General features: G+C 60.6%; 16 protein-coding genes. 6 read left to right on the top strand and 10 right to left on the bottom strand.

The features are described from left to right. Nucleotides 1–104: 104 nt before the first annotated feature. The gene (locus ACP3RB_RS03950) at nt 105–734 is read right to left on the bottom strand and encodes a DUF3043 domain-containing protein (protein ID WP_426699502.1); all 630 of its coding nucleotides are present in this window, start codon (nt 732–734) and stop codon (nt 105–107) included. 126 nt (nt 735–860) lie between these two features. On the opposite strand from ACP3RB_RS03950, the gene ACP3RB_RS03945 reads away from it, so the two are divergent. The 6 genes from ACP3RB_RS03945 (at nt 861) to ACP3RB_RS03920 (ending at nt 6,607) form a co-directional block, all read left to right on the top strand. After that, nucleotides 861–2,255: a M20/M25/M40 family metallo-hydrolase gene (locus tag ACP3RB_RS03945; RefSeq protein ID WP_426699501.1), complete on the top strand. Its 1,395-nt coding sequence runs from the start codon at nt 861–863 to the stop codon at nt 2,253–2,255. A 241-nt stretch (nt 2,256–2,496) separates the two neighbouring features. Then, complete coding sequence (locus tag ACP3RB_RS03940) at nt 2,497–2,850, top strand: HesB/IscA family protein (RefSeq protein WP_049358261.1); 354 nt, start codon at nt 2,497–2,499, stop codon at nt 2,848–2,850. 110 nt (nt 2,851–2,960) lie between these two features. Continuing rightward, nucleotides 2,961–4,031: an anthranilate phosphoribosyltransferase gene (gene trpD / locus ACP3RB_RS03935; RefSeq protein ID WP_426699500.1), complete on the top strand. Its 1,071-nt coding sequence runs from the start codon at nt 2,961–2,963 to the stop codon at nt 4,029–4,031. Between the two features lie 511 nt (nt 4,032–4,542). Then, entirely contained in the window at nt 4,543–4,992 is a 450-nt protein-coding gene (locus ACP3RB_RS03930) for an NfeD family protein (RefSeq protein ID WP_426699499.1), read from the top strand. A gap of 92 nt (nt 4,993–5,084) precedes the next feature. Then, complete coding sequence (locus tag ACP3RB_RS03925) at nt 5,085–6,080, top strand: SPFH domain-containing protein (protein WP_426699498.1); 996 nt, start codon at nt 5,085–5,087, stop codon at nt 6,078–6,080. A gap of 188 nt (nt 6,081–6,268) precedes the next feature. Next, a complete protein-coding gene (locus ACP3RB_RS03920; protein WP_005506034.1) occupies nt 6,269–6,607 on the top strand; it encodes an RNA polymerase-binding protein RbpA in 339 nt (112 codons plus the stop codon). A gap of 238 nt (nt 6,608–6,845) precedes the next feature. Here the strand turns inward: ACP3RB_RS03920 and ACP3RB_RS03915 are convergent, their stop codons facing one another. From ACP3RB_RS03915 to pafA, 9 genes are all read right to left on the bottom strand, one after another. Further along, the gene (locus ACP3RB_RS03915; RefSeq protein ID WP_426699497.1) at nt 6,846–7,580 is read right to left on the bottom strand and encodes a polyprenol monophosphomannose synthase; all 735 of its coding nucleotides are present in this window, start codon (nt 7,578–7,580) and stop codon (nt 6,846–6,848) included. A gap of 135 nt (nt 7,581–7,715) precedes the next feature. Continuing rightward, the gene (locus ACP3RB_RS03910; protein WP_426699496.1) at nt 7,716–8,894 is read right to left on the bottom strand and encodes an amidohydrolase; all 1,179 of its coding nucleotides are present in this window, start codon (nt 8,892–8,894) and stop codon (nt 7,716–7,718) included. Between the two features lie 294 nt (nt 8,895–9,188). Next, on the bottom strand, nt 9,189–12,221 hold the full coding sequence (locus ACP3RB_RS03905; protein ID WP_426699495.1) for a DEAD/DEAH box helicase: 3,033 nt from the start codon (nt 12,219–12,221) through the stop codon (nt 9,189–9,191). Nucleotides 12,222–12,409: 188 nt separating this feature from the next. After that, the gene (gene tatC / locus ACP3RB_RS03900; protein WP_426699494.1) at nt 12,410–13,291 is read right to left on the bottom strand and encodes a twin-arginine translocase subunit TatC; all 882 of its coding nucleotides are present in this window, start codon (nt 13,289–13,291) and stop codon (nt 12,410–12,412) included. A gap of 133 nt (nt 13,292–13,424) precedes the next feature. Further along, nucleotides 13,425–13,670, bottom strand: coding sequence for a Sec-independent protein translocase subunit TatA (tatA, locus tag ACP3RB_RS03895; protein ID WP_005506024.1), 246 nt, complete (start codon nt 13,668–13,670; stop codon nt 13,425–13,427). A gap of 435 nt (nt 13,671–14,105) precedes the next feature. After that, nucleotides 14,106–16,397 (bottom strand): WYL domain-containing protein, encoded by a 2,292-nt coding sequence (locus ACP3RB_RS03890; protein ID WP_426699493.1) that lies wholly within the window; start codon nt 16,395–16,397, stop codon nt 14,106–14,108. A gap of 224 nt (nt 16,398–16,621) precedes the next feature. Further along, complete coding sequence (locus ACP3RB_RS03885) at nt 16,622–17,017, bottom strand: FKBP-type peptidyl-prolyl cis-trans isomerase (protein WP_005508667.1); 396 nt, start codon at nt 17,015–17,017, stop codon at nt 16,622–16,624. Nucleotides 17,018–17,134: 117 nt separating this feature from the next. Then, nucleotides 17,135–18,190: an FKBP-type peptidyl-prolyl cis-trans isomerase gene (locus tag ACP3RB_RS03880; protein ID WP_314644498.1), complete on the bottom strand. Its 1,056-nt coding sequence runs from the start codon at nt 18,188–18,190 to the stop codon at nt 17,135–17,137. A 220-nt stretch (nt 18,191–18,410) separates the two neighbouring features. Then, complete coding sequence (pafA, locus tag ACP3RB_RS03875; protein WP_426699492.1) at nt 18,411–19,883, bottom strand: Pup--protein ligase; 1,473 nt, start codon at nt 19,881–19,883, stop codon at nt 18,411–18,413. Nucleotides 19,884–19,907: the final 24 nt, after the last annotated feature.

The following is a 19,907-nucleotide window of genomic DNA, read 5'->3' as shown; positions in this document are numbered from 1 at the left end:
AAACACATGTGGCTTCTCGCGCAAGAACAAATAAGAATATAAAAATAGGGGAGAGGCCTGAACCTTCAGGACCTCTCCCCAAGCACCTATAAGGCACTAACGACTTAGTGCGGGTACTCGCCGTACTTCACCATCGGAACCGGGCGGCGCATACGACGAATCATCATCACACGGTTAAACGCATACATGCCAGAACCACGCTGAACCTCACCGAACTTCGCAATCAGCTTCTTCTTCAAGCTGCGCCACAAAATGAAGTAGTCAACAACCCACAGGATCATCAGCGCATACATTGCGTAGACGGAACCGTAATAAATCGGCGCCGCCGCAGAAGACGTACCAGCCACACCCTGAGCAATCCAGCCACCAATAAGCAGAACCAGCAGCACAGCCAGCATGAAATCGCCAAGGTTACGGCGCGCATCAATGTAGTCACGGATATAACGACGCTGCGAACCACGGTCCACGGCGGGCAGGTAACGCTGATCGCCACCCATCAACGCATCATTCTGACGCTCACGAGCCTTCGCCATCGCCTCACGTTCACGAGCCTTCGCCTCCTTACGGTCATTAACAACCAGAGGCTGACGACGAGCCGCCTGCTGCTCCTTACGCGAAGGAGTAGGACGGCCCTTCTTCGGGGTGAACTTCGGATTAACCGGAGCCTGAGGCTCCTCTACAACCTGCGGCTGAACAGCTTCCGCTTCAGCCTTCTCTTTCTTACGACCAAACACCCTCCCATCATACCCGAACGGCACACACCAAACCCGCCCCCACAAGCCCACACCAGCAACTGAAACAACCCCAACCACCCGGCGGTTAGGGGCAAGGCAGGGTCAAGGTGGGGGTAAGGTAGAAACATGACTACTGAATTCACCCACCACAGCGCCCTCAGCGACGCCGTCACCAAAAACTTCGAAGCAACCCTGCAGACCCTCACCGAGCTCGTCGCCATTCCCTCCATCGCCTGGGAATCGCACGACCTCACCCAGGTAGACCGCAGCGCCGAGGCAGTCGCCGCGCTCGCAACCAAGGCAGGCTTCGACAACGTACGCATCGAACGCGCCACCTACACCGCCGCAGACGGCACCGAAAAGCAGGGCATGCCCGCCGTTATCGCCTCCCGCCCCGCCGCAGAAGGCTACCCGACCATCCTGCTCTACGCCCACCACGACGTGCAGCCCGCCGGCGACCTCGACCTGTGGGACACCGACCCCTTCGTCGCAACCCGTAAGGGCGACCGACTCTACGGCCGCGGCGCAGCAGACGACAAAGCAGGCATCCTCGTGCACCTTGCCGCGCTCGCAGCCCTCAACGAGACTCTCGGCGATGACTTCAAGCTCGGCGTGAAGCTCTTCATCGAGGGTGAAGAGGAGGCAGGCTCGCCCTCCTTCGTCTCCTTCCTCAAAACCTACCGTGAGGAACTGTCCGCCGACTACATTGTCGTCGCAGACTCCGCCAACTGGCGCGCCGGCGTACCCGCACTGACCACCAGCCTGCGCGGCGTCGCATCCGGCGACATCGAAGTACGCGTCGGCAGCCACGCCATCCATTCCGGCATGTTCGGCGGCCCCATGCTCGACGCCCACACCCTCATGGCACAGCTCATCGCCACCCTGCACGACGCCACCGGCGCCGTAGCCGTCGAAGGCCTGCACCGCGCCCCCGAACCCGAACTCGAATACGCCGAAGCAGACTTCCGCAACGACTCCGGCATCCTCGACACCGTACCCCTGGCAGGCACCGGTAGCGTTGCCTCCCGCCTGTGGACCCAGCCGGCAATCTCCGTCATCGGCATGGACATCCCCTCCATCGCAACCTCCTCCAACACCCTCGCCGTCGTATCCCGCGCACGCATCAGCACCCGCCTAGCACCCGGCGACAACCCCGAAAACGCACACCGCGCCCTCGCCGAACACATCAAGGCACACGCACCCCACGGCGCACAGGCGAACTACACCGCCGTTGACTCCGGCATGCCCTTCGCCACCGAAGTCGACGCAGACGGCGCACAGACCGCCCTCGACGCAATGCGCGCCGCATGGGACGTCGAACCCGTACAGACCGGCATGGGCGGCTCCATCCCGTTCATCTCCGACCTGAAGGACCTCTTCCCGCAGGCACAGATCCTCGTCACCGGCGTAGAAGACCCCGACACCCGCGCACACAGCGCCAACGAGTCCCTCTACATCCCGGACTTCAAGAACGCAATCCTCGCGGAGGCGCTGCTTCTGAGCGCACTCGGCGCCCGCTAGGAACATCCACAAAAAGTGGGGGAGAAGGGTCACAAACCCCAACCCCCAACCCCCACTTTTTCGGTATCCTAGAAGCAGAATTACATGTCAAGCCTCCACACCAAAACTCACGCCCCCGGCGAACTATGCACACCCTAGGTTGTACATCAAACACCCGGGCGCGTATCGTGAAGGCTAAAACGCCCACACGCACCCACACGCGGCGCACACGGGCAACCAACCAAACAAAAGGACAACACCAATGAGTGAAACCACCACCGAACTGCCGACCCACGGCGTCAACCTCACCGAAGTAGCACAGACCAAGGTCCGCACCCTCCTCGAACAGGAAGGCCGCACCGACCTGCGCCTGCGCATCGCCGTCCAGCCCGGCGGCTGCTCCGGCCTCATCTACCAGCTCTACTTCGACGAGCGCGTCCTCGACGGCGACGCAGTCCGCAACTTCGACGGCGTAGAAGTCATCGTCGACAAGATGAGCGCACCCTACCTCGAAGGCTCCACCATCGACTTCGAAGACACCATCGAAAAGCAGGGCTTCTCCATCGACAACCCCAACGCAGCAGGCTCCTGCGCATGCGGTGACTCCTTCCACTAAACCGAAGGCACCCACCACGCGCCACTAAAGCGCAACACACCTAACAAACCCCCGTCTCGCATACTGCACCCAACCATGCAGATACGCGGCGGGGGTTTTACACTTAACACATGACTACGCACGAAATCACCTGGAAATACATCCTCAACCAGCTCATCAAACACCAAAACCTCACCGACACCGAAGTCGCCTGGGCAATGGACCACATCATGACCGGCCAAACCGAACAGCCGATCCTCGCATCCTTCCTCACCGCCCTCCACTCCAAAGGCGAAACCCCCGAAGAACTCGGCGCACTCGCAGCCGGCATGATCGCCAAAGCCGAAACCATCGACATCGACCCCCACGCCGTAGACATCGTCGGCACCGGCGGCGACCAGCAAAACACCGTCAACATCTCCACCATGGCAGCCCTTGTCATCGCAGGCACCGGCGCCACCGTCGTCAAGCACGGTAACCGCGCCTCCACCTCCAAATCCGGCTCCGCAGACGTCCTCGAAGCCCTCGGAATCCGCCTCGACATGCCCATTCCCGCAGTCGCCGAATGCGCTCGCGAGACGGGTATCACGTTCCTGTTTGCGATGACTTTCCACCCGGCAATGCGCCACGTGGGCCCAACCCGCCGCCTGCTGGGCATTCCGACCGCGTTCAACTACCTGGGTCCCATGACGAACCCGGCTCGCGTGAAGTCCTCGGCTATCGGCGTTGCTAACCCGGTCATGGCTGAGAAGATGGCTCACGTCTTCGCGGAGCGCGGCGATCACGCCCTGATTTTCCGCGGTGATGACGGCTTGGATGAGCTGACCATCGCCACCACGAGCCGCCTGTGGGAGGCCGTAGACGGCGAACTGACCGAGTACCGTTTTGACCCGACCGAGTACGGTCTGCAGAACGCACCGCTGGAGCAGTTGCGTGGCGGCGACGCCGAGTACAACGCGGGCGTTTTCCGCGCAATTTTGGCGGGGGAGGGCGAGTCCCCGAAGAGCCCGTTGCGCGCCATTCACGACGCTGTGGTGATGAACGCTGCGGCTGGCCTGGTCGCGTACCGCCCGGTCAACGGCGAGAGCTTTGAGACCCGTTTCACTCAGGCATTGGCTGATGCGCGCGAATCTATTGCATCCGGCGCAGCGGAGCGTGTGCTTAACGCCTGGGTAGAGTTCAGCGAAAAGCACGCAGAATAAAGAAGCCCAGAATAAAAAAGCTCAGTAGCTGATGACAGGCACCCGAGACGGGGCGCACCGAATGGTGTGAGCTCGTCTCGGGTGTTTGTCGTTTAACGGGAGGCGCTGAGGGGCCCGAAGGTTCGGGGTATATGAGCGCCTAGCTGAGCGCAGAGCCACGGATGGAACAGTGCAGTCGCAGTAGTCGCACCACGAGGAGCGCAGTTTTAACCCGTACCAGCTAGAGCGTAGAAAGCACCGGTGAGTAGCCGGTGGGGTAGTGAAAAATAGGTCTACTTTACATAATGTATATTATCGGCTTTTTAGGGAGGTCTAGAATGAACCCGAGATTCCCCGTATCTAAATAAAGTCTTAACAGTTCATGTATTAACCTCACTCGGTCACCAGAACCGTCGCCAGTACTCAATCCACCTGAAATAATGGATATACCCCGCATCACGAAGGTGTCGTCGCCTCGTGTGCAGATCCAACGTCAACCACGCCGGTTGATGTACATCAAAGGAGAAAACTCGTGGATTGGCTCTTTGAGACACCCTGGACGCTCTGGGTTGCACTCGCTCTCGTTTTCGCCGTCATAGAAATGCTCAGCCTCGACCTGTTCTTTCTCATGCTGGCGATCAGCGCAGGCGTCACCGCAGCAATATCGCCCTTCGTGGATAACATGCTGATTCGAACCGTTATTTTCGTGGTAATCTGCGTGATTCTGGTTCTTGGTCTGCGCCCGCCACTGCTGAAGAAACTCAATAGATCAGCCACCGGAGCTGTCACTAATGCCGAAGCACTCATTGGTACTGAGGTGCGAGTCACTCAAGATGTGACTAGTGAAACCGGTTTAGTGGTACTAGCTGGCGACACCTGGACGGCGCGCACCGCCTCCGGAACGCTCGTTGCAGGATCGCACGCGAGGGTACGAGCCATTGAGGGCGCTACCGCAATCGTAGAGCCTCTCCCCCACGACTAAGACCAACAACTAAGACCCATCTGAATACTGGCCCTAGAAGCAGGTTCAGATACCCAAAAACACACCATATAACTCACCGATAAGGAGAAACAATGCCTATCAGCCTTATTCTGACGGTCCTACTCATCCTCTTCGTGCTGACGATGCTCGCAAAGACCGTGCGCGTCATCCCGCAGGGACGAGCCGGCATCGTCGAACGACTGGGTAAGTTCCACGCCGTCCTCAACCCCGGCCTGCACCTCGTTATCCCCGTAGTTGACCGCGTGCTGCCCCTCATCGACCTGCGTGAACAGGTCGTTTCCTTCCCCTCGCAGTCCGTGATTACCGAAGATAACCTCGTGGTCGGCATCGACACCGTCGTGTACTTCCAGGTCACCGACCCTAAGGCTGCAACCTACGAAATCACCAACTACATTCGCGCCGTGGACGAACTGACCAGCGCAACCCTGCGTAACGTCGTCGGTGGCCTGAACCTGGAGCAGACCCTCACCTCCCGTGACCAGATCAACGCCGAGCTGCGAGGCGTACTCGACTCCACCACCGGCCGCTGGGGCCTGCGCGTCTCCCGCGTGGACATCAAGGAAATCCAGCCCCCGGCATCCATCCAGGACTCCATGGAGAAGCAGATGCGTGCAGAGCGTGACCGCCGCGCCGCAATCCTCACCGCAGAAGGCCAGAAGCAGTCCGACATTCTGACCGCAGAAGGTGAATCCCGCGCAGCCATCCTGCGTGCAGAGGGTGAAAAGCAGGCACAGATTCTTCGTGCAGAAGGTGACGCACAGTCCGCAATCCTGCGCGCAAACGGTGAAGCGGAAGCCGTGCAGAAGGTCTTCGCAGCAATCCACGAATCCAACCCCAGCCAGCAGCTGCTCACCTACCAGTACCTGCAGACCCTGCCCAAGCTCGCCGAAGGCGACGCCAACAAGCTCTGGTTCATCCCGACCGAACTCGGCGATGCACTGCGCGGCCTGGGCAACGCATTCGGCACCCTGCCCGCATCCGACCTTACGGACGCACCGAAGAAGCCCGCAGCGGAGGCGCCCAAGAGTGCACCGCAGGCACCCGGAAGCTACGGCATCAACGGCTAAACGCGAAATCTAACGCATAAAAGGCGTGAATCACCAAAAATCACGCCGAATAAACACCACCACGCTGGGCGGGCGGAGACTATTACCGATATAATGGATGTTTTGTAAACGTTCGAGGGAATAGCTCTCCCCCGCCCAACGTTATGCCTAAAGCGCCAAAGAGCGCACCCGACGACACTGGAGGAAAAATGAGCGATCGTAGCCTGCGCGGTATGCGCCTGGGTTCCCAGTCGATGGAAACCGAATCGAACGTACAGCCCGCGCCCCGCCAGCGCGTCGAATACCGTACCGCAGACGGTGACCGTGTTTTCGTGACCTTCGCGGCAGAAGCAGAAATCCCCTCGGTATGGACCGCAAAGTCCGGTAAGGAAGCATACCTCGTCAACGGCGACTCCACCGCAGACGCCGAAGAAGAGAAGCCCGCACGTACCCACTGGGATATGCTCATGGAACGCCGCAGCATCGAAGAGCTGGAAAAGACTCTGGAAGACCGCCTGGAATACTACCGCAAGCACTACGCGCTCTAAAAGCACCGTAGAAACGCTGTAGAAGCCCGCGCTGTAAGAAGGCCCGCTAAGGCGCCACTCGTGCTCTTAGCGGGCTTTCTTCGTTTGGTGCTGGCTTTTCTCGGTACGTGAGCCGGGGTCGGTACATGAGCCAGGAAAGGGCGCTACCGAAAGCACAAAAAGGCCGGGGCAGATACGATATGTATCCGCCCCGGCCTTTCGTTTAAATCAGGTGCAAGAAGCACCTTGGCAAGAAGTCTTACTTGCCCAGAACCTTCTTCAGCTTCTGAACGCGGTTAGCCATACCCCAGCGGGTCACCTTAGACATGGAGTCAAAGATAATGTTGCCGTCCATCTTCGAAGCGCCAATCTCACGCTCAACGAAGGTAATCGGAACCTCAACAATGTTCAGGCCAGCCTGCTCAGAACGCCACGCCAGATCAACCTGGAACACGTAACCCTTCGAGTCGATACCATCAAGGTTCAGGCGCTGCAGGGCGTCACGGCGGTACGCACGGAAACCAGCGGTAATGTCCTTAATGGAGGTGCCCAGAATCAGGCGGGTGTACAGGTTAGCGCCGCGAGAGAGAATCTGGCGGTGAGCAGGCCAGTTCTTGGTCTTGCCGCCGGGAACGTAACGCGAACCAATAGCCAGGTCAGCGCCCGCCTCCACAGCACGAACCAGAGAAGGAAGCTGCTCAGGCTGGTGCGAGCAGTCAGCGTCCATCTCAATCAGAACGTCGTAGCCTGCCTCAAGGCCCCAATCGAAGCCAGCGAGGTATGCGCCACCCAGACCGTCCTTAACGGTGCGGTGCAGAACGTGAATCTGGGAATCCTTAGCCGACAGCTCGTCAGCGATCTGGCCGGTGCCATCGGGGCTGTTATCATCCACCACGAGAATGTCCACCTCGGGAGCTGCCTTGCGAAGACGCTCTACCACGATGGGCAGGTTCTCCTTCTCGTTATACGTCGGGATGACAGTTAGAACGCGCATATTACTCCCTCACAGGTGTATATAAAACAGGCAGTGTAGGTATCCAGTATACCGGGTAAACGTGTGGGCAACTGAACCATCGGGGGCTTCCACCGCCCCTAAACAGCCTAAAAAGGTTGTTGACAAGCTAAAAAATTAGTTACTTTCAGTGTAAATAGATTCCAAAACGGGCAGAGGCGAATCCTCATCCAACACCGGAAGCAACGGAATGCGAGCGCGGGGGTCGGTGCTCCACGATGCTACGCGGGAGTCGGGTGCTTGGACCATGAGGGCTTCGACGCGCCATTGTGCTACGTATGCGGGGGTGTCGGGGGTTAGCTGGCCGGTGAAGGGGTTTTCTTCGTGTGCTAGGCGGTATACGCCGCGGGTGAGGGCGGCGAAGGCGCTGCGTGCGGAGATGCCGTGTTCGTCGTTGACGAGTTCGCGGATGAGGGACCAGGCGCCGGGTGCGTAGAGTTGTGCGTCGGAGCCGAGGGCGATGGAGGTGCCGGTTGCGTTTGCGCGGCGTGCTACGGAGGCTACTGACTCGCGTGCTTCTCCCCCGGCGTGTGCGAGGAGTGCTTGGACGGTGTCATTGGCGGTTTCGTCTTCTTCGGGTTCGCAGACGCTCAGGCCGAGGTTGATGCGTGCTTCTGCCAGTTTGGTGAGGTATTCGTCGGTGATGGGGTCCTGCGGGGTACTGATTGCGGCGTCTAGGCGGATGGACAGCCAGGGGTGGTTTTCGCGTACGGCGAGCGCGGCGTCGGCTGCGGGGGTGAAGCCGGTGGATGCGTCGATGGAGAGCAGGAGTACGGCGTCTTCGGCTACCTGTGCTGCTGCGGGGGCTTCGGCGGGTGCGACGAAGATGCCGACCAGCTGCAGGCCCTTGACGGCGCGTTCGCCTTCGGTGAGGGGGCGTAGTGCCTTGATGGCGCTGATCAGTTCATCGGTTTCTACGCCGGTGGCGTTGAGGATGAGGCGGATGTCGGGTGTGCCGTGTTCGGCGGTGTAGTAGCTGAGTGCGGAGACGAGGTCGGGTACGTCTTCCATGCCGGCGAGGAGGGTGTGCGTGTGGTAGCCGGCTGCGCGGTATGCCTGCAGGTAGTCGAGGATTTCGGGTGCTTCCTTGCCTGCGACCGGTGCCAGTGCGCGCGCAAAGGCGGGGGTTAGCAGGGCGCCTTCGAGTTCGGTGATGGTGGCTGATTCGTCGGCAATTGAACGCGCGCCTGAATCGGAACCAACCCAGCGGACGGTACCGTCCTCGACCAGCATTGCGGTTGCGTACGGGTCGACCGGGCTGTACACGCTACCATCTACAAAAATACGGGTAGACATTAGAATCCTTTCACCTTTGAGGCACGCCGAGGCGCACACGAGCGCGGGCACTTCATTGGTGTCCGCGTAGCTGAGCTGAGCATCTCATTTGAGTATAGAAGCACCCCCGCTACCTGCGGTAGTTCGTTCGTCCTTAGATGACGTGCCTTAGACGACATGCCTCAGATGAGGCGGAATAAGGCGGAACGGTGCGCGGTGGCGGGGGTGGTAGTCCGAACCGGTCGGGCATGGCGTTGCACTATATACGACGTAGCACGGTGTAGCACCATGCACGGTGTAGCACTAAGGCGCCGGTTAGACGTCCAGCGCGACCACGCCGCGGCGGACCGCCTCAATCGCCTCTTCACAGCGGGCGCGAATGACCGGGTCCAGCGAGCGGATGTGCGCAATCTGATCCAGGGCGTCCAGTACCTGCTTTGCCCAGCGCACGAAGTCGCCGGCGGCAAGGCCGGTGTCCTCGATTGCCTTTGCGAGGTGCGCGCCGTTCGCCCATGCGTACATGGGTTCGACCAGGCCGAAGTCGCATGCCGGGGTCGGGTTGACCTTGAACTGTTCCTCGGCTGCGTTCAGGTCGGCGAGGCGCTGCGTAATCGTCGCAATGGGTGCACGCAGGGACGGGTGCGGGTAGTGAGCCAGGTATTCCACCGCGTCGCGCTTACCCTGGTAGGTCAGTGCGGCGACGGTTGCCGCGATGGCGGCGGGCTCCAGTCCGTCGAGGAAGTGCGCGTCCAGGCACAGGGCGGTCAGAAGGTCGCGCTCGCCGTAGATGCGGCGCAGAGCCTGGCCGCCGGTGGTGAGCGACAATTCGCCGTCCTCGGTGCGCTCAACGTAGCCGTAGCTCTCCAGCAGGCGCGCAATGCGGTTGAAGACCTGCGCGATCGTGTTGGTGCGGCGGGCAATCTGACGGCGCAACCCTTCCGTTTCAGAGTTGAGCTTCTGCCAGCGCTCAGCCCAACGCATGTGGTTTGCGCGGTCGGAGCAGCCGTGGCACGGGTGGTTACGCAGCTGAGCCTGCAGAGCCTCCAGCTGCGCGTCAATGCTGTTCTGACGAGCCGGGATGTTCTGCTGTGCGAGCGCACGCGGGGCGCGGCCGTCGTAGAGTGCCTGGCGCATGCGGCTTGCGGTGTCGCGGCGTTCCTTGGCGGTTTTGAGGCTCAGGCGCTTGGGGATTTTGATGCGTGAGACCGGTTCGACGGCGCCTTCGAAATCGCGGGTTGAGGCGGTGCGCTGGTGCGCGTCCTCGGTGATGATGCCGATGCGCGGGTCGGCGTGCGAGTCGGAGCGGGTGATGACGACTGCGTAGCCGCGGGAGCGGCCGTGCGGAATGTAGATGATGTCGCCGGGTAGGAGCTGTTGGATGCTGTGGTGTGCCTGCGCGCGTGCGTGGCGTTCGTTGCTCTTGGATGCCTTCTTTTCCAGTTCGGCGATCTGGCGGCTGAGCTGGACGTATTCGGTGAAGTCGCCCAGGTGGCATGCCATGGCTTCACGGTAGCCTTCTAGGGCGCTTTCGTTTTTGCGTACGCGGGAGGCGACGCCCACGACCGACTTGTCTGCCTGGAACTGTGCGAAGGAGGATTCCAGGATTTTGCGGGTGCGTTCGGCGCCGTAGGAGGCGATGAGGTTTGCCGCCATGTTGTAGGTGGGGCGGAATGAGGAGTTCAGCGGGTAGGTGCGGGTTGAGGCGAGGGTTGCCACGTGTTCGGGGGACATGCCGGGGCGCCACATGACGACCGCGTGGCCTTCGATGTCGATGCCGCGGCGGCCGGCGCGTCCGGTCAGCTGGGTGTATTCGCCAGGGGTGATGTCTACGTGGGATTCGCCGTTATACTTGGTGAGTTTTTCCAGGATGACGGTGCGTGCGGGCATGTTGATGCCCAGCGCGAGGGTTTCGGTGGCGAAGACCAGCTTAATCAGGCCCTGCGCGAAGAGGGTTTCTACAACCTCCTTGAAGAGGGGCAGCAGGCCGGCGTGGTGCGCGGCGATACCGCGAATCAGGCCGTCACGCCACTCGTAGTAGCCGAGGGTGTTCAGGTCGCGGGTGTCCAGGTGCGCTGTTGCTTCGGCAATGTAGGCGCGGATGGTCTGCTGCTGTTCAGGGGTGGTCAGCGTAATATCGGCGGATACGCAGTGGCTGACGGCGCCATCGCAACCGGCACGGGAGAAGATAAAGCAAATAGCGGGCAGCAGGCCCTGCTTGTCGAGGGCGCGCACCATCTCCGGGCGGGTGATGCGCTGCGGGCGCAGGGGCTTCTGCTCACCGCGCGCATCAAAGTCCCGGTCATTACTGAAGCGATCGCGGCGGTTCGAGCCGCCGCTGAACGTCTCATTCAGCCAGCCCTCACGGCGGTGACGGAAACGTTCACGCTTACCACCGTAACGGCCACGGCCAGGTGCGGAACGGAAGCCGGGGCGTAGCGCCTTCAGCTGCGGGTTCAGACGCAGACCGGCAAGCAACGGGTTAGCGCCCGCCTCCACGGTTGCGCCGCGCTGCTTAGCCTTCTGTGCCTTCTTCGCCTGCTTGCGGGAGAGCTTCTCCTCCGGCTCCTGGTTCTTGCCCTGTGCGGAGTTGTCCTCGGGTACGAACAAGTCCACCACGCGGTGACCGACCATCATGTGCTGCCACAGGGGCACCGGGCGGTGCTCAGAAACAATAATGTCCGTACCGCCGCGCACCGTATCCAGCCACGCGCCGAACTCCTCAACGTTCGACACCGTCGCCGACAGAGAAATAACGTTCACATGCTCGGGAAGGTGAATAATTGCCTCTTCCCACACTGCGCCACGGAAACGGTCCGCCAGGTAGTGCACCTCATCCATCACCACATAGCCCAGACCGGTCAGCGTGGTCGAATTGGCGTAGAGCATATTGCGCAGCACCTCGGTGGTCATCACAACCACGGGTGCTTCCGTGTTAATGCTCGTATCGCCGGTCAGCAGACCCACGTAATCCTCACCGTACGCGCGCACAAAGTCGTGGTACTTCTGATTGCTCAGCGCCTTAATGGGGGTCGTGTAGAACGCCTTCATGCCGCGGCGCAGCGCCAGGTAGATACCGAACTCACCCACGATGGTCTTACCGGCGCCGGTGGGTGCGGCAACGAGGACGGAGCGGTCCGCCTCCACGGCGGCACACGCCTGACGCTGAAAATCATCCAGCGGAAAATCAAGGGACGCCTCAAAAGCCCCGAGGGCGGTCTTCGCATACGCGGCGCGCTCTCGGGATGCGGTGTAGGCGGCAGCGTAATCGGTGCGCTCCGCTGGAGTCTGCTCGGTAGAAGCGGTAGAAGTGTGTGCGTCGGATGTGTGCTGTGCGTGGTGCTTGCTCATAGTATGTCCAGTGTAACGGTTCGCTTGCCGCAAGCCTCCAGAAAGCATCCTCCAGGGGCACTAATCCGGTATGGGCGAACAGCGAGCGCATCGGTGGCTATGCTTTTTCGGGCGAGCGAAAGGGGCGGGGTACAGGTTCTCTGTACCCCGCCCCTTGCGGCTGCCTCGCTCACAGCGAGCTATTCAATTTAGGACGTCTTCTCTTCGTCGAAGTAACCCATCTTCGCCAGATCTTCACTGCTGGTTGCGGTGTTCAGGCTTGCTTCATCCGCACCCTGCGCCAGCTTGGCGAGCTTGCGGTCGCGGCGCTTGTCGTTGATCATGCAGATGCCGATTGCTGTGAAGAAGAAAATCAGCAGCGGCGCCATGAGCACGAACATCATCATGATGTCGCTACCGGGTGCGGTCAGCGCTGCGATCACTGCAACGAGCACGACAACCCAACGCCAAGCCTTCAAAATGGTGGTGCCGCGAATCAGGCCCAGCATGTTAATGCCGACCAGGATAACCGGGATGATGAAGGCGCAGGAGAACGTCACAACGAACTTCAGGATGAAGGAGATGTACACGCCCGCGTCAATGAAGTTATTTTTGTTGACGGGGGTGAACTTCAGCAGCGCGTAGACCACGCCGGGGAGGGTGAAGTACGAAATGGCGACACCGCAACCAAACGCGAAAATAGATGCGGTGAGGAAGCCGAAGAGATACCTCTTCTCCTTGGTGTGCAGTGCCGGCAGCAGGAATCGCAGCGCCTGGTAAAGCCAAACGGGAGAGGCAATCACCAAGCCGATGTACATACCGACCTTCAGCAGCTGGTCGAAAGGAGATGCGACGCTGCCGTAGTTCAGGTTTGCGTTGCGGCCGGTTTCTACGTTGATCTGCTCCAGGGGCGCAGAGATCATTTCGATGAAAGGCTGGTAGAGGAAGACCGTACCGATGATGGCTGCGATGACAGTTGCGATAGCCGCTTTGATGAAGCGGTCGCGGAATTCGCGCAGGTGTTCCTTGAGTTCCATGCGTGCTTCAGGATTGACTTTGCGGTTGCGCACGTCCTGGTCGGGTGTTGCCACGTGGTGTCCTCTGGGTGTCGGTGCCGTATGTGATGCGGCTGAGGGGGTCTGATGGGGTGTTTACGGGGTGGTGCCGCAAAACCCGTGCCGGCCGGTGGGCTGGCACGGGTTTGGTGCGTTGGGGGCGGGACCGTTACTTAGTTTCGGTCTTGCCGTCCTTGCCGTTGTCTACGACCTCAGCGGTGACGACCTCTTCGCCGTCCTTCTCGCGGGGGTCCTTCTTGGAGTCGTTCTTCAGACCCTCAACTTCGGTCTTGAAGATGCGCATGGACTGGCCGAGGCTGCGTGCCATGCCGGGCAGCTTGGGTGCGCCGAAGAGCAGGACGATAAGGAGGATAACGACGATGATGGTCGCGGGGTGGCTGAAAATCTGGCCCATGGTGTGCCTTTCTGGTTAGAGCAGGTCTCCGATGTTTTGAGGTTGGCCGAGTCGATCTCGTCGGGAGACCCGTCGCTTGATCCGCTCAGACCTGCGTGTCTGCTTACCTTGTTCGTAGTTATTGTATGCCTCGGTGATGGGTGTGAATACCCCGAGGGTGGTGTCTCGTGGGAGTTTTCGGCTTGCGTTCGCTTGCGCTGCGTCGAATTGTCCCTCGATTGACTCGACCCAGGTTACGGTTTCGTCAAGGAGTGTGAAACCGCGAGTGAGTGCTTTGTAGGTGAACCATGCCAAATAGAGGAGCGAGCAGATGATGAGCGCGCCCCATAGCAAAATCCAGAACCACCAAGACATGAGCACCATTATACAAGTTTTAGGTTAATGTTTTGGCGCCTTAGATGGGTTTTTAGGGTGTTTTTGCTAGTGGGTGAAGTTCTATTTTTCTGCGGGCACACCCCTGCGGCTACTCGCGTTGAGGGTTTGCAACTGGTCAAGCAACGCCGCGCGCAGGTGCTCGGGACCGACCAGTTCGAGGGCACCTCGGTGCGCAATGACGGTATCGAGAATGTTCTTATCGCCAGCGCCGTGGGCGTTGTTGTAGTAGTGGATGCGCACGTACTGGGTGCGTGAAGCCTTCTTCACGTGGTGGGTGCTTCGACGCATGTACGTTGCGGTGAGAGTATCGAGTGGCTCACCGCTGGGAATATGCTCGGTCGGGTGAATCCGCAACTCAGCGAACGGGTTGGTCTGAGTACTGTGCTGCTGCGCGTGCCAATGCGGAACGGTGTCACCGGTGACCGGGTGGGTACGACCCGCGCCCGCCTCACGGATGTGGTTGATGCGGGTGAGGCGGAAATTACGCCAGAAAGTGGGGGTCTTCTCCCCCGCTTCATTATCCGCAGCCTCGCTGTCTGCAACTACACTGTTCGCTGCCTCGCCGGTGGTGGGGTGAGCAAAAGCCTCGGGTACGTACTCGGGGACTTCCTCACCGCGCGCCGCATAGTAGCGTTCCTCAGCGGTACGGCACCACGCATGCAGGTACATGTGGTCGCGGTGCAACACCAACGCATACGGGTCCACCAGGCGGTCGGCGGCACGCTCAGAGGTACCGTAACCAATGGTCACGGCATTGCCGCTACTCAGGGCGGCGGTCGCCTCCTGCAACAAAGGCTCCTCCGGGGCGAAGCACAGGTGCTGCGCATAGACGGGCGCGTTCGGGTAGGCGACGGCGAGCGCCGCACGGATACTGCCCAGACGCGCATCCGCCGGGTGCAGAATATCTGCGGCAGAGAGGGTAAAGACGAGAATGGCGAGCTCAGTGTCAGTAAGGCGCGCGTAGTTCAGCAGCGTGTGCGGGGTGGCGCCGCCAAAGTCCGGCAGCAGGTTAATGTAGCTGGGCTTGAGCGCGTCCGGGTCCTTGGGATCAGAATCGAAGGGAACGGTATCTACCTGCGCGAAAATCTCGGGAATAATGGTCTTACCGAGGTCGCGGTTTTTGTCGGTGTCCACGCTGTAGAGGGCGTTGAGCTGGTTCAACGGCATGGGCGCCTCACCGTGGGTGCTCGCCCAGCGGTCGGCACGGTGCAGACCCAGAATCAGGTCGACGAGGGCATCAAGGACGTTATTACGGTTACGCTGGTCGATTTTGCTCCAGGTGCCGGGGTCTTCGACCGCGCCACTGTGCAGGTCGGTGAGGGTGCGCAAAAGCTGCTGCTGGGCGGCGTAGCTGTCACGCTGGCGGGTAGAGGCAGCCTCGGAACCCGAATCAGCAGAGTCTGATTCAGCGGGTGGCTCAATCACGCAGCTGTAACTGGTCGCCGCCACAGCGCTATCAATCGTGCCGTACGAAGGCACAGTGAAAGGCTCCGAACGCGTAGAATCGGCGCTAACCTCCACGACGGACAGGTACTCTTCGTACCCCTGAATGTCTTCAAGCCAGTTCTTAGCGTTGAACGTCGCATTGATGGGGGTTGAATCAATACGCGAGAGCATCGTGAGCTTCTGAATACGGCTAGCACGGAAGGTGTACTCCTTACGTTCCGCACTCTCGGTGTAGTACCCGACGAAATACCAGGTGCCGTAACGGTAACCAATACCGGCAACACTGACCTTCTCCTGCAGGCGGGTCGCACCGGCAGCCGTCTGATAGGTGAACGTGACGGTCTTACGCTCCGCATAGGCGGTAAACAGCTCATTCAGGTGCGGGTTATCACTAAAGTAAATGCGCTGAAGGGGCTCACGGTAGGTGTGCAGGTTCTTCGCGCGCTGACGCTTGCCGGTCTTCGGGTCCTGAATCTTCGCGGCGGCGAGCGCCTCATCGGTGAGGTTCTCGCTCGTGAGCGCAATCTTACGCAGGATGCGGTAGGCGTCATCCTGCAGTTCGGTGCCTTCCCAGCCGCGCAGGATCGTGTTGATGAGGCGGAACTCCTCGGCGGTAGGGTTCCAGGCGGGCAGCTTTGCGGCGTTGCTGGGTTCGAGGCGGTAGCGCTCCCCCAGATCCGTGGTCACGTGGGTGATGCGCGCGCCGGCATCACGCAGGGTCTGCTTGGCTCGTTCAAAGGCGCGTTCCTGGGACTCGCTGAGGGAGCCGTTAGCGCGCGTGCTAATGCCGAGCAGGGTCAGTAGTTCGTTGCGGCTGATGCCCTGGGTTCGGGTTGCGGTGTCGCGTGCCTCGGCGGCGGTGGCGAGGCGGTGAAGAGTCATGTAAAGCTGAGCTGCGGTGGACATGATTCCATCATACCGTGTGTGTTCCGCAGCACTTACTTAGCGTATGGGGCGGTTCAGCGTACGGGGCGGGGGCGGAAGGAGTGCGCGGGTATAAAATCTCGCGGGCGCGCTAATAGCCGCACCCAAAACCACGGCACGCAAAAGCCCGGTGCCCCTCCCACAATCGGGAGAAAGCACCGGGCCACGTGTCTCTTACGTGAGAAACGCGAGAACCTGGCTAGTCCTTAGCGGACGTCCAGCAGGTCCACCACGAAAATCAGGGACTCGCCGGGCTTAATGACCGAGCCTGCGCCGCGGTCACCGTACGCCATGTCGGCGGGAATCTCCAGGCGACGACGGCCGCCGACCTTCATGCCGAGCAGACCCTCATCCCAACCGCGGATAACCTGGCCAACGCCCACCTGGAACGGCAGCGGCTCGCCGCGGTTCCACGACGCGTCAAACTCTTCACCGGTGGAGAATGCCACACCAACGTAGTGGGTGAGCACGCGGGAGCCGGGAACAACCTCAGCGCCTGCACCCTCGATCAGGTCGGTGATGACCAGCTCGGTGGGGGCGTCGCCCTCGGGGAAATCGATTTCGGGCTTTTCGCGGTCGAGGTTACGCTGACCGAAAGACATGGGTGTCTCCTTTGATTGGTTCGAAATGAATCGAAATAGTGGGTGCGCCCGCCGCCTACATCATATAAGCGGCGAGCGCGGTATAAAAATGTGGGTACCGAAAATATGGGTCCCAGGCTACTGCGCGGTCGCAGAAGCGGTAGCCGCCGGGGTTGCGGTCGCAGAAGCGGTTGCCGAGGCGCTCGCCTCCGCAGCGGCCGCGCTAGAAGCAGCCTGAGCACGCTGCAGGGTCTGCGGGTTCTCCTCCGCACCCAGAATATCAACCACGAACACCAGGGTGCCCGAAGGCTTGGAACCGCCGGTGTCGTTACCGTACGCCAAATCAGCCGGGATGACCAGCTCAACACGGGAGCCGACCTTCTTACCCTTCAAGCCCTGAGTCCAGCCCTTGATAACGCCCTGCAGGGACAATCCGGTGGGAGTCTTGTCATAGTTGCCGTCGAAGACCTTACCGTCGGAGTACTGTGCGCCAATGTAGCGCACGTACACGGTGTCGGTTTCCTTCACCTCGGGGCCCTCGCCCTCAATGAGGGTCTTGGAGACCAGCTCGGTGTGTTCCTGCTTGTTATCGGGCATCTTCAGCTCTGCCTTGCCGGTGGACTCATCCAGGGTGAAGGACGGCAGCGACGGGTCAGCCTCAACGGCCTTACCTGTTGCGTACTTGGGCAGCTTCGTCTTCACGGTGTACACCTCAACGTTAGTTGCGGTACCGGGCGAAGCGGTCGTAGTGGTCACGCCTGCGGTGCTGCGCTGCTGCAGAACGTTGGTGGTGTACGAGAAAGAACCGCCAACCTTAATCTTCTTCAGGGTTTCGTATACCTGCGGTGCTGCCTTTTTTAGCTGCTCATTGACTGGCAATAGAATCGGCTCGCTGGAGTACGTGGAACCGTTGATCTTGCCGTCGGTGCCTTTGAATACGGCAGCCTCAACGAGCACGTAGTCACCATCGTTGATGGAGTCGCCGTTACCTTCCTCAATCACGTACGCAGAAGGGCTAGACGCGGCGAAGGGGGTTGCGAAAGTTGCTTCGGGCTCAGCGGTCGCGTTCTTCAGGGTGTACTGCACCTTGGACAGGTCGCCGTTGTTGGTTGCCTGTTCGCCGCATGCAGACAGTGCGAGCGCGAGAGCTGCCGCGCTGGCACCGAAAATAGTGAGCTTAGAGCGTTTCATCATAGTGTTATCCTCTGGGGTTTTCTGTGAGAGTGGGGCGTGTGAGTGCCCGTGTGCCACAGAACAGTTTACAGGTATAGGTTTAGCTGTTTTATGCTACGGCACGTAGCTGTGTTCAAGCTGTGTTGCGGCCGGGATGTTCCCGAAGGTCTACAGCCCCGACCGCCGGTGGGTTTCCCCTCGTCAGAGCATTTCTAGCAGAGCTGCCTAGCAGTGCTGTTGATTAGCAGGGCGGCGGGAATGCCGCCTCCTGATGCTGACGCGCCTTAGACGCCAGCAGGCTCAGCACCTCCTCCAGCTCCTCGCTGCCGGTAGCAAACGGGTCCTTGCACACCAGCGTGTGCTGCGGGTAGGCGTTGAGCTTCAAGTGCACCCAATCCACGGTGAACTGCTCCCCCGCCGCAACCGCCGCGTTAATGAAACGCGAACGCTGCAGGGCGCGAGTGTTCGGCGGCTGAGTCTTCGCCGCCTCCGCAGCACCCTCGGGCAGGATGCGCTTGACCGCACCGCGACGAACCAGCGCGTGGAAGACACTACGCTCCGGGTCGATGTCGTGGTACGCCAAATCCAGCTGACGGATGCGGGCGCTCGCATAATCGGCAGGCTGACCAGCGGCGCGGGCGCGGGCAATATAGGCATCCAGAAGCTTCTTCTTAATCGCCCAGTCGATCTCAGTATCAATGCTGCTGTAGTCGCCGGACTCGATAGCGTCCAGGGTGCGTTGCCACAGGTCCAGGGCGTAGTCCACGTGGTGGTGGTGCGCGCCGTACTGCTGCACGTACTGGCGTGCCGCATCCAGGTAGTGACGCTGAACGCTCAACGCCGTGTAATGCTTACCGTCCGTGGTTTCGAAGGTCGCAGTACCGGTTAGATCGTGGCTGATAGCGCGCAGAGCCGCCGGAACAGACACAATATCCAGGCTCGTGACCGGGAAGCGGTCCTCCAGCATGCGCAGCACCAGGTCGGTGCTGGCAATCTTCAGCAGGGTCGTCGGCTCCGCCATGTTCGAATCACCATTAATGACGTGCATGCGGCGGAACTTCGAAGCGTCCGCATGCGGCTCGTCACGGGTGTTAATGAGCGGGCGAGCGCGCGAGGTCGAGGTGGACGCCGCCTCCCAAATGTGGTCGGCACGCTGCGAGAACGAGTACGAGGGCACACCCGTGCTGGACGCCGGGTCGGTCGAACCGGGCACCGGGCCACCGTTCGGGTGGGTCTTACCGGCACCGACCAGAATCTGGCGGGTCACCAGGAACGGCACGAGCTGCTTAATCAGGTCGTTGAACTGCAGTTTGCGGCTGATCAGGTAGTTCTCGTGGCTGCCGTAGGAGTTGCCCGCCGAATCCACGTTGTTCTTGAACAGGTACAGTTCACCGTCGAGGGGGCGACCCTCCGAACCTGCGAGCAGGCGCTTACGGGCGGTACGCGCCAGGTCCGCGAAAAGTAGCTCACCGGCGCGTTCCTGCGCGAGCAGTTCGTCAATGCTGCCGCATTCGGCGGAGGCGTACTCGGGGTGCGAACCCACGTCAAGGTAGAGCCTACCGCCGTTGGGCAGGAAGACGTTCGTTGAACGCCACTGATCCAGGACGGGCTTGAAAAGGGCGGCGGCGGACTCTTCGATGCTCAGCCGACCGAGCCCGTGCGGGACGTAGCTGAGCCCGAATTCGCTTTCAATGCCGAAAATACGGTGTTCCATGATGCTGACCCGGCGCGCAGGTGC

This window comes from Rothia mucilaginosa, from assembly GCF_049990865.1.
Classification (GTDB): Bacteria; Actinomycetota; Actinomycetes; order Actinomycetales; family Micrococcaceae; genus Rothia; species Rothia mucilaginosa_I.
This window is presented reverse-complemented; position numbering and strand designations above follow the sequence as displayed.

What these genes read in the sequence shown, in the direction of transcription:
- ACP3RB_RS03945 (WP_426699501.1), top strand. Translation starts at nt 861, where the DNA reads ATGACTACTGAATTCACCCACCACAGCGCCCTCAGCGACGCCGTCACC.
- ACP3RB_RS03940 (WP_049358261.1), top strand. Translation starts at nt 2,497, where the DNA reads ATGAGTGAAACCACCACCGAACTGCCGACCCACGGCGTCAACCTCACC.
- trpD (WP_426699500.1), top strand. Translation starts at nt 2,961, where the DNA reads ATGACTACGCACGAAATCACCTGGAAATACATCCTCAACCAGCTCATC.
- ACP3RB_RS03925 (WP_426699498.1), top strand. Translation starts at nt 5,085, where the DNA reads ATGCCTATCAGCCTTATTCTGACGGTCCTACTCATCCTCTTCGTGCTG.
- ACP3RB_RS03920 (WP_005506034.1), top strand. Translation starts at nt 6,269, where the DNA reads ATGAGCGATCGTAGCCTGCGCGGTATGCGCCTGGGTTCCCAGTCGATG.
- ACP3RB_RS03915 (WP_426699497.1), bottom strand. Translation starts at nt 7,580, where the DNA reads ATGCGCGTTCTAACTGTCATCCCGACGTATAACGAGAAGGAGAACCTG.
- ACP3RB_RS03910 (WP_426699496.1), bottom strand. Translation starts at nt 8,894, where the DNA reads ATGTCTACCCGTATTTTTGTAGATGGTAGCGTGTACAGCCCGGTCGAC.
- ACP3RB_RS03905 (WP_426699495.1), bottom strand. Translation starts at nt 12,221, where the DNA reads ATGAGCAAGCACCACGCACAGCACACATCCGACGCACACACTTCTACC.
- tatA (WP_005506024.1), bottom strand. Translation starts at nt 13,670, where the DNA reads ATGGGCCAGATTTTCAGCCACCCCGCGACCATCATCGTCGTTATCCTC.
- ACP3RB_RS03890 (WP_426699493.1), bottom strand. Translation starts at nt 16,397, where the DNA reads ATGTCCACCGCAGCTCAGCTTTACATGACTCTTCACCGCCTCGCCACC.
- ACP3RB_RS03885 (WP_005508667.1), bottom strand. Translation starts at nt 17,017, where the DNA reads ATGTCTTTCGGTCAGCGTAACCTCGACCGCGAAAAGCCCGAAATCGAT.
- ACP3RB_RS03880 (WP_314644498.1), bottom strand. Translation starts at nt 18,190, where the DNA reads ATGATGAAACGCTCTAAGCTCACTATTTTCGGTGCCAGCGCGGCAGCT.
- pafA (WP_426699492.1), bottom strand. Translation starts at nt 19,883, where the DNA reads ATGGAACACCGTATTTTCGGCATTGAAAGCGAATTCGGGCTCAGCTAC.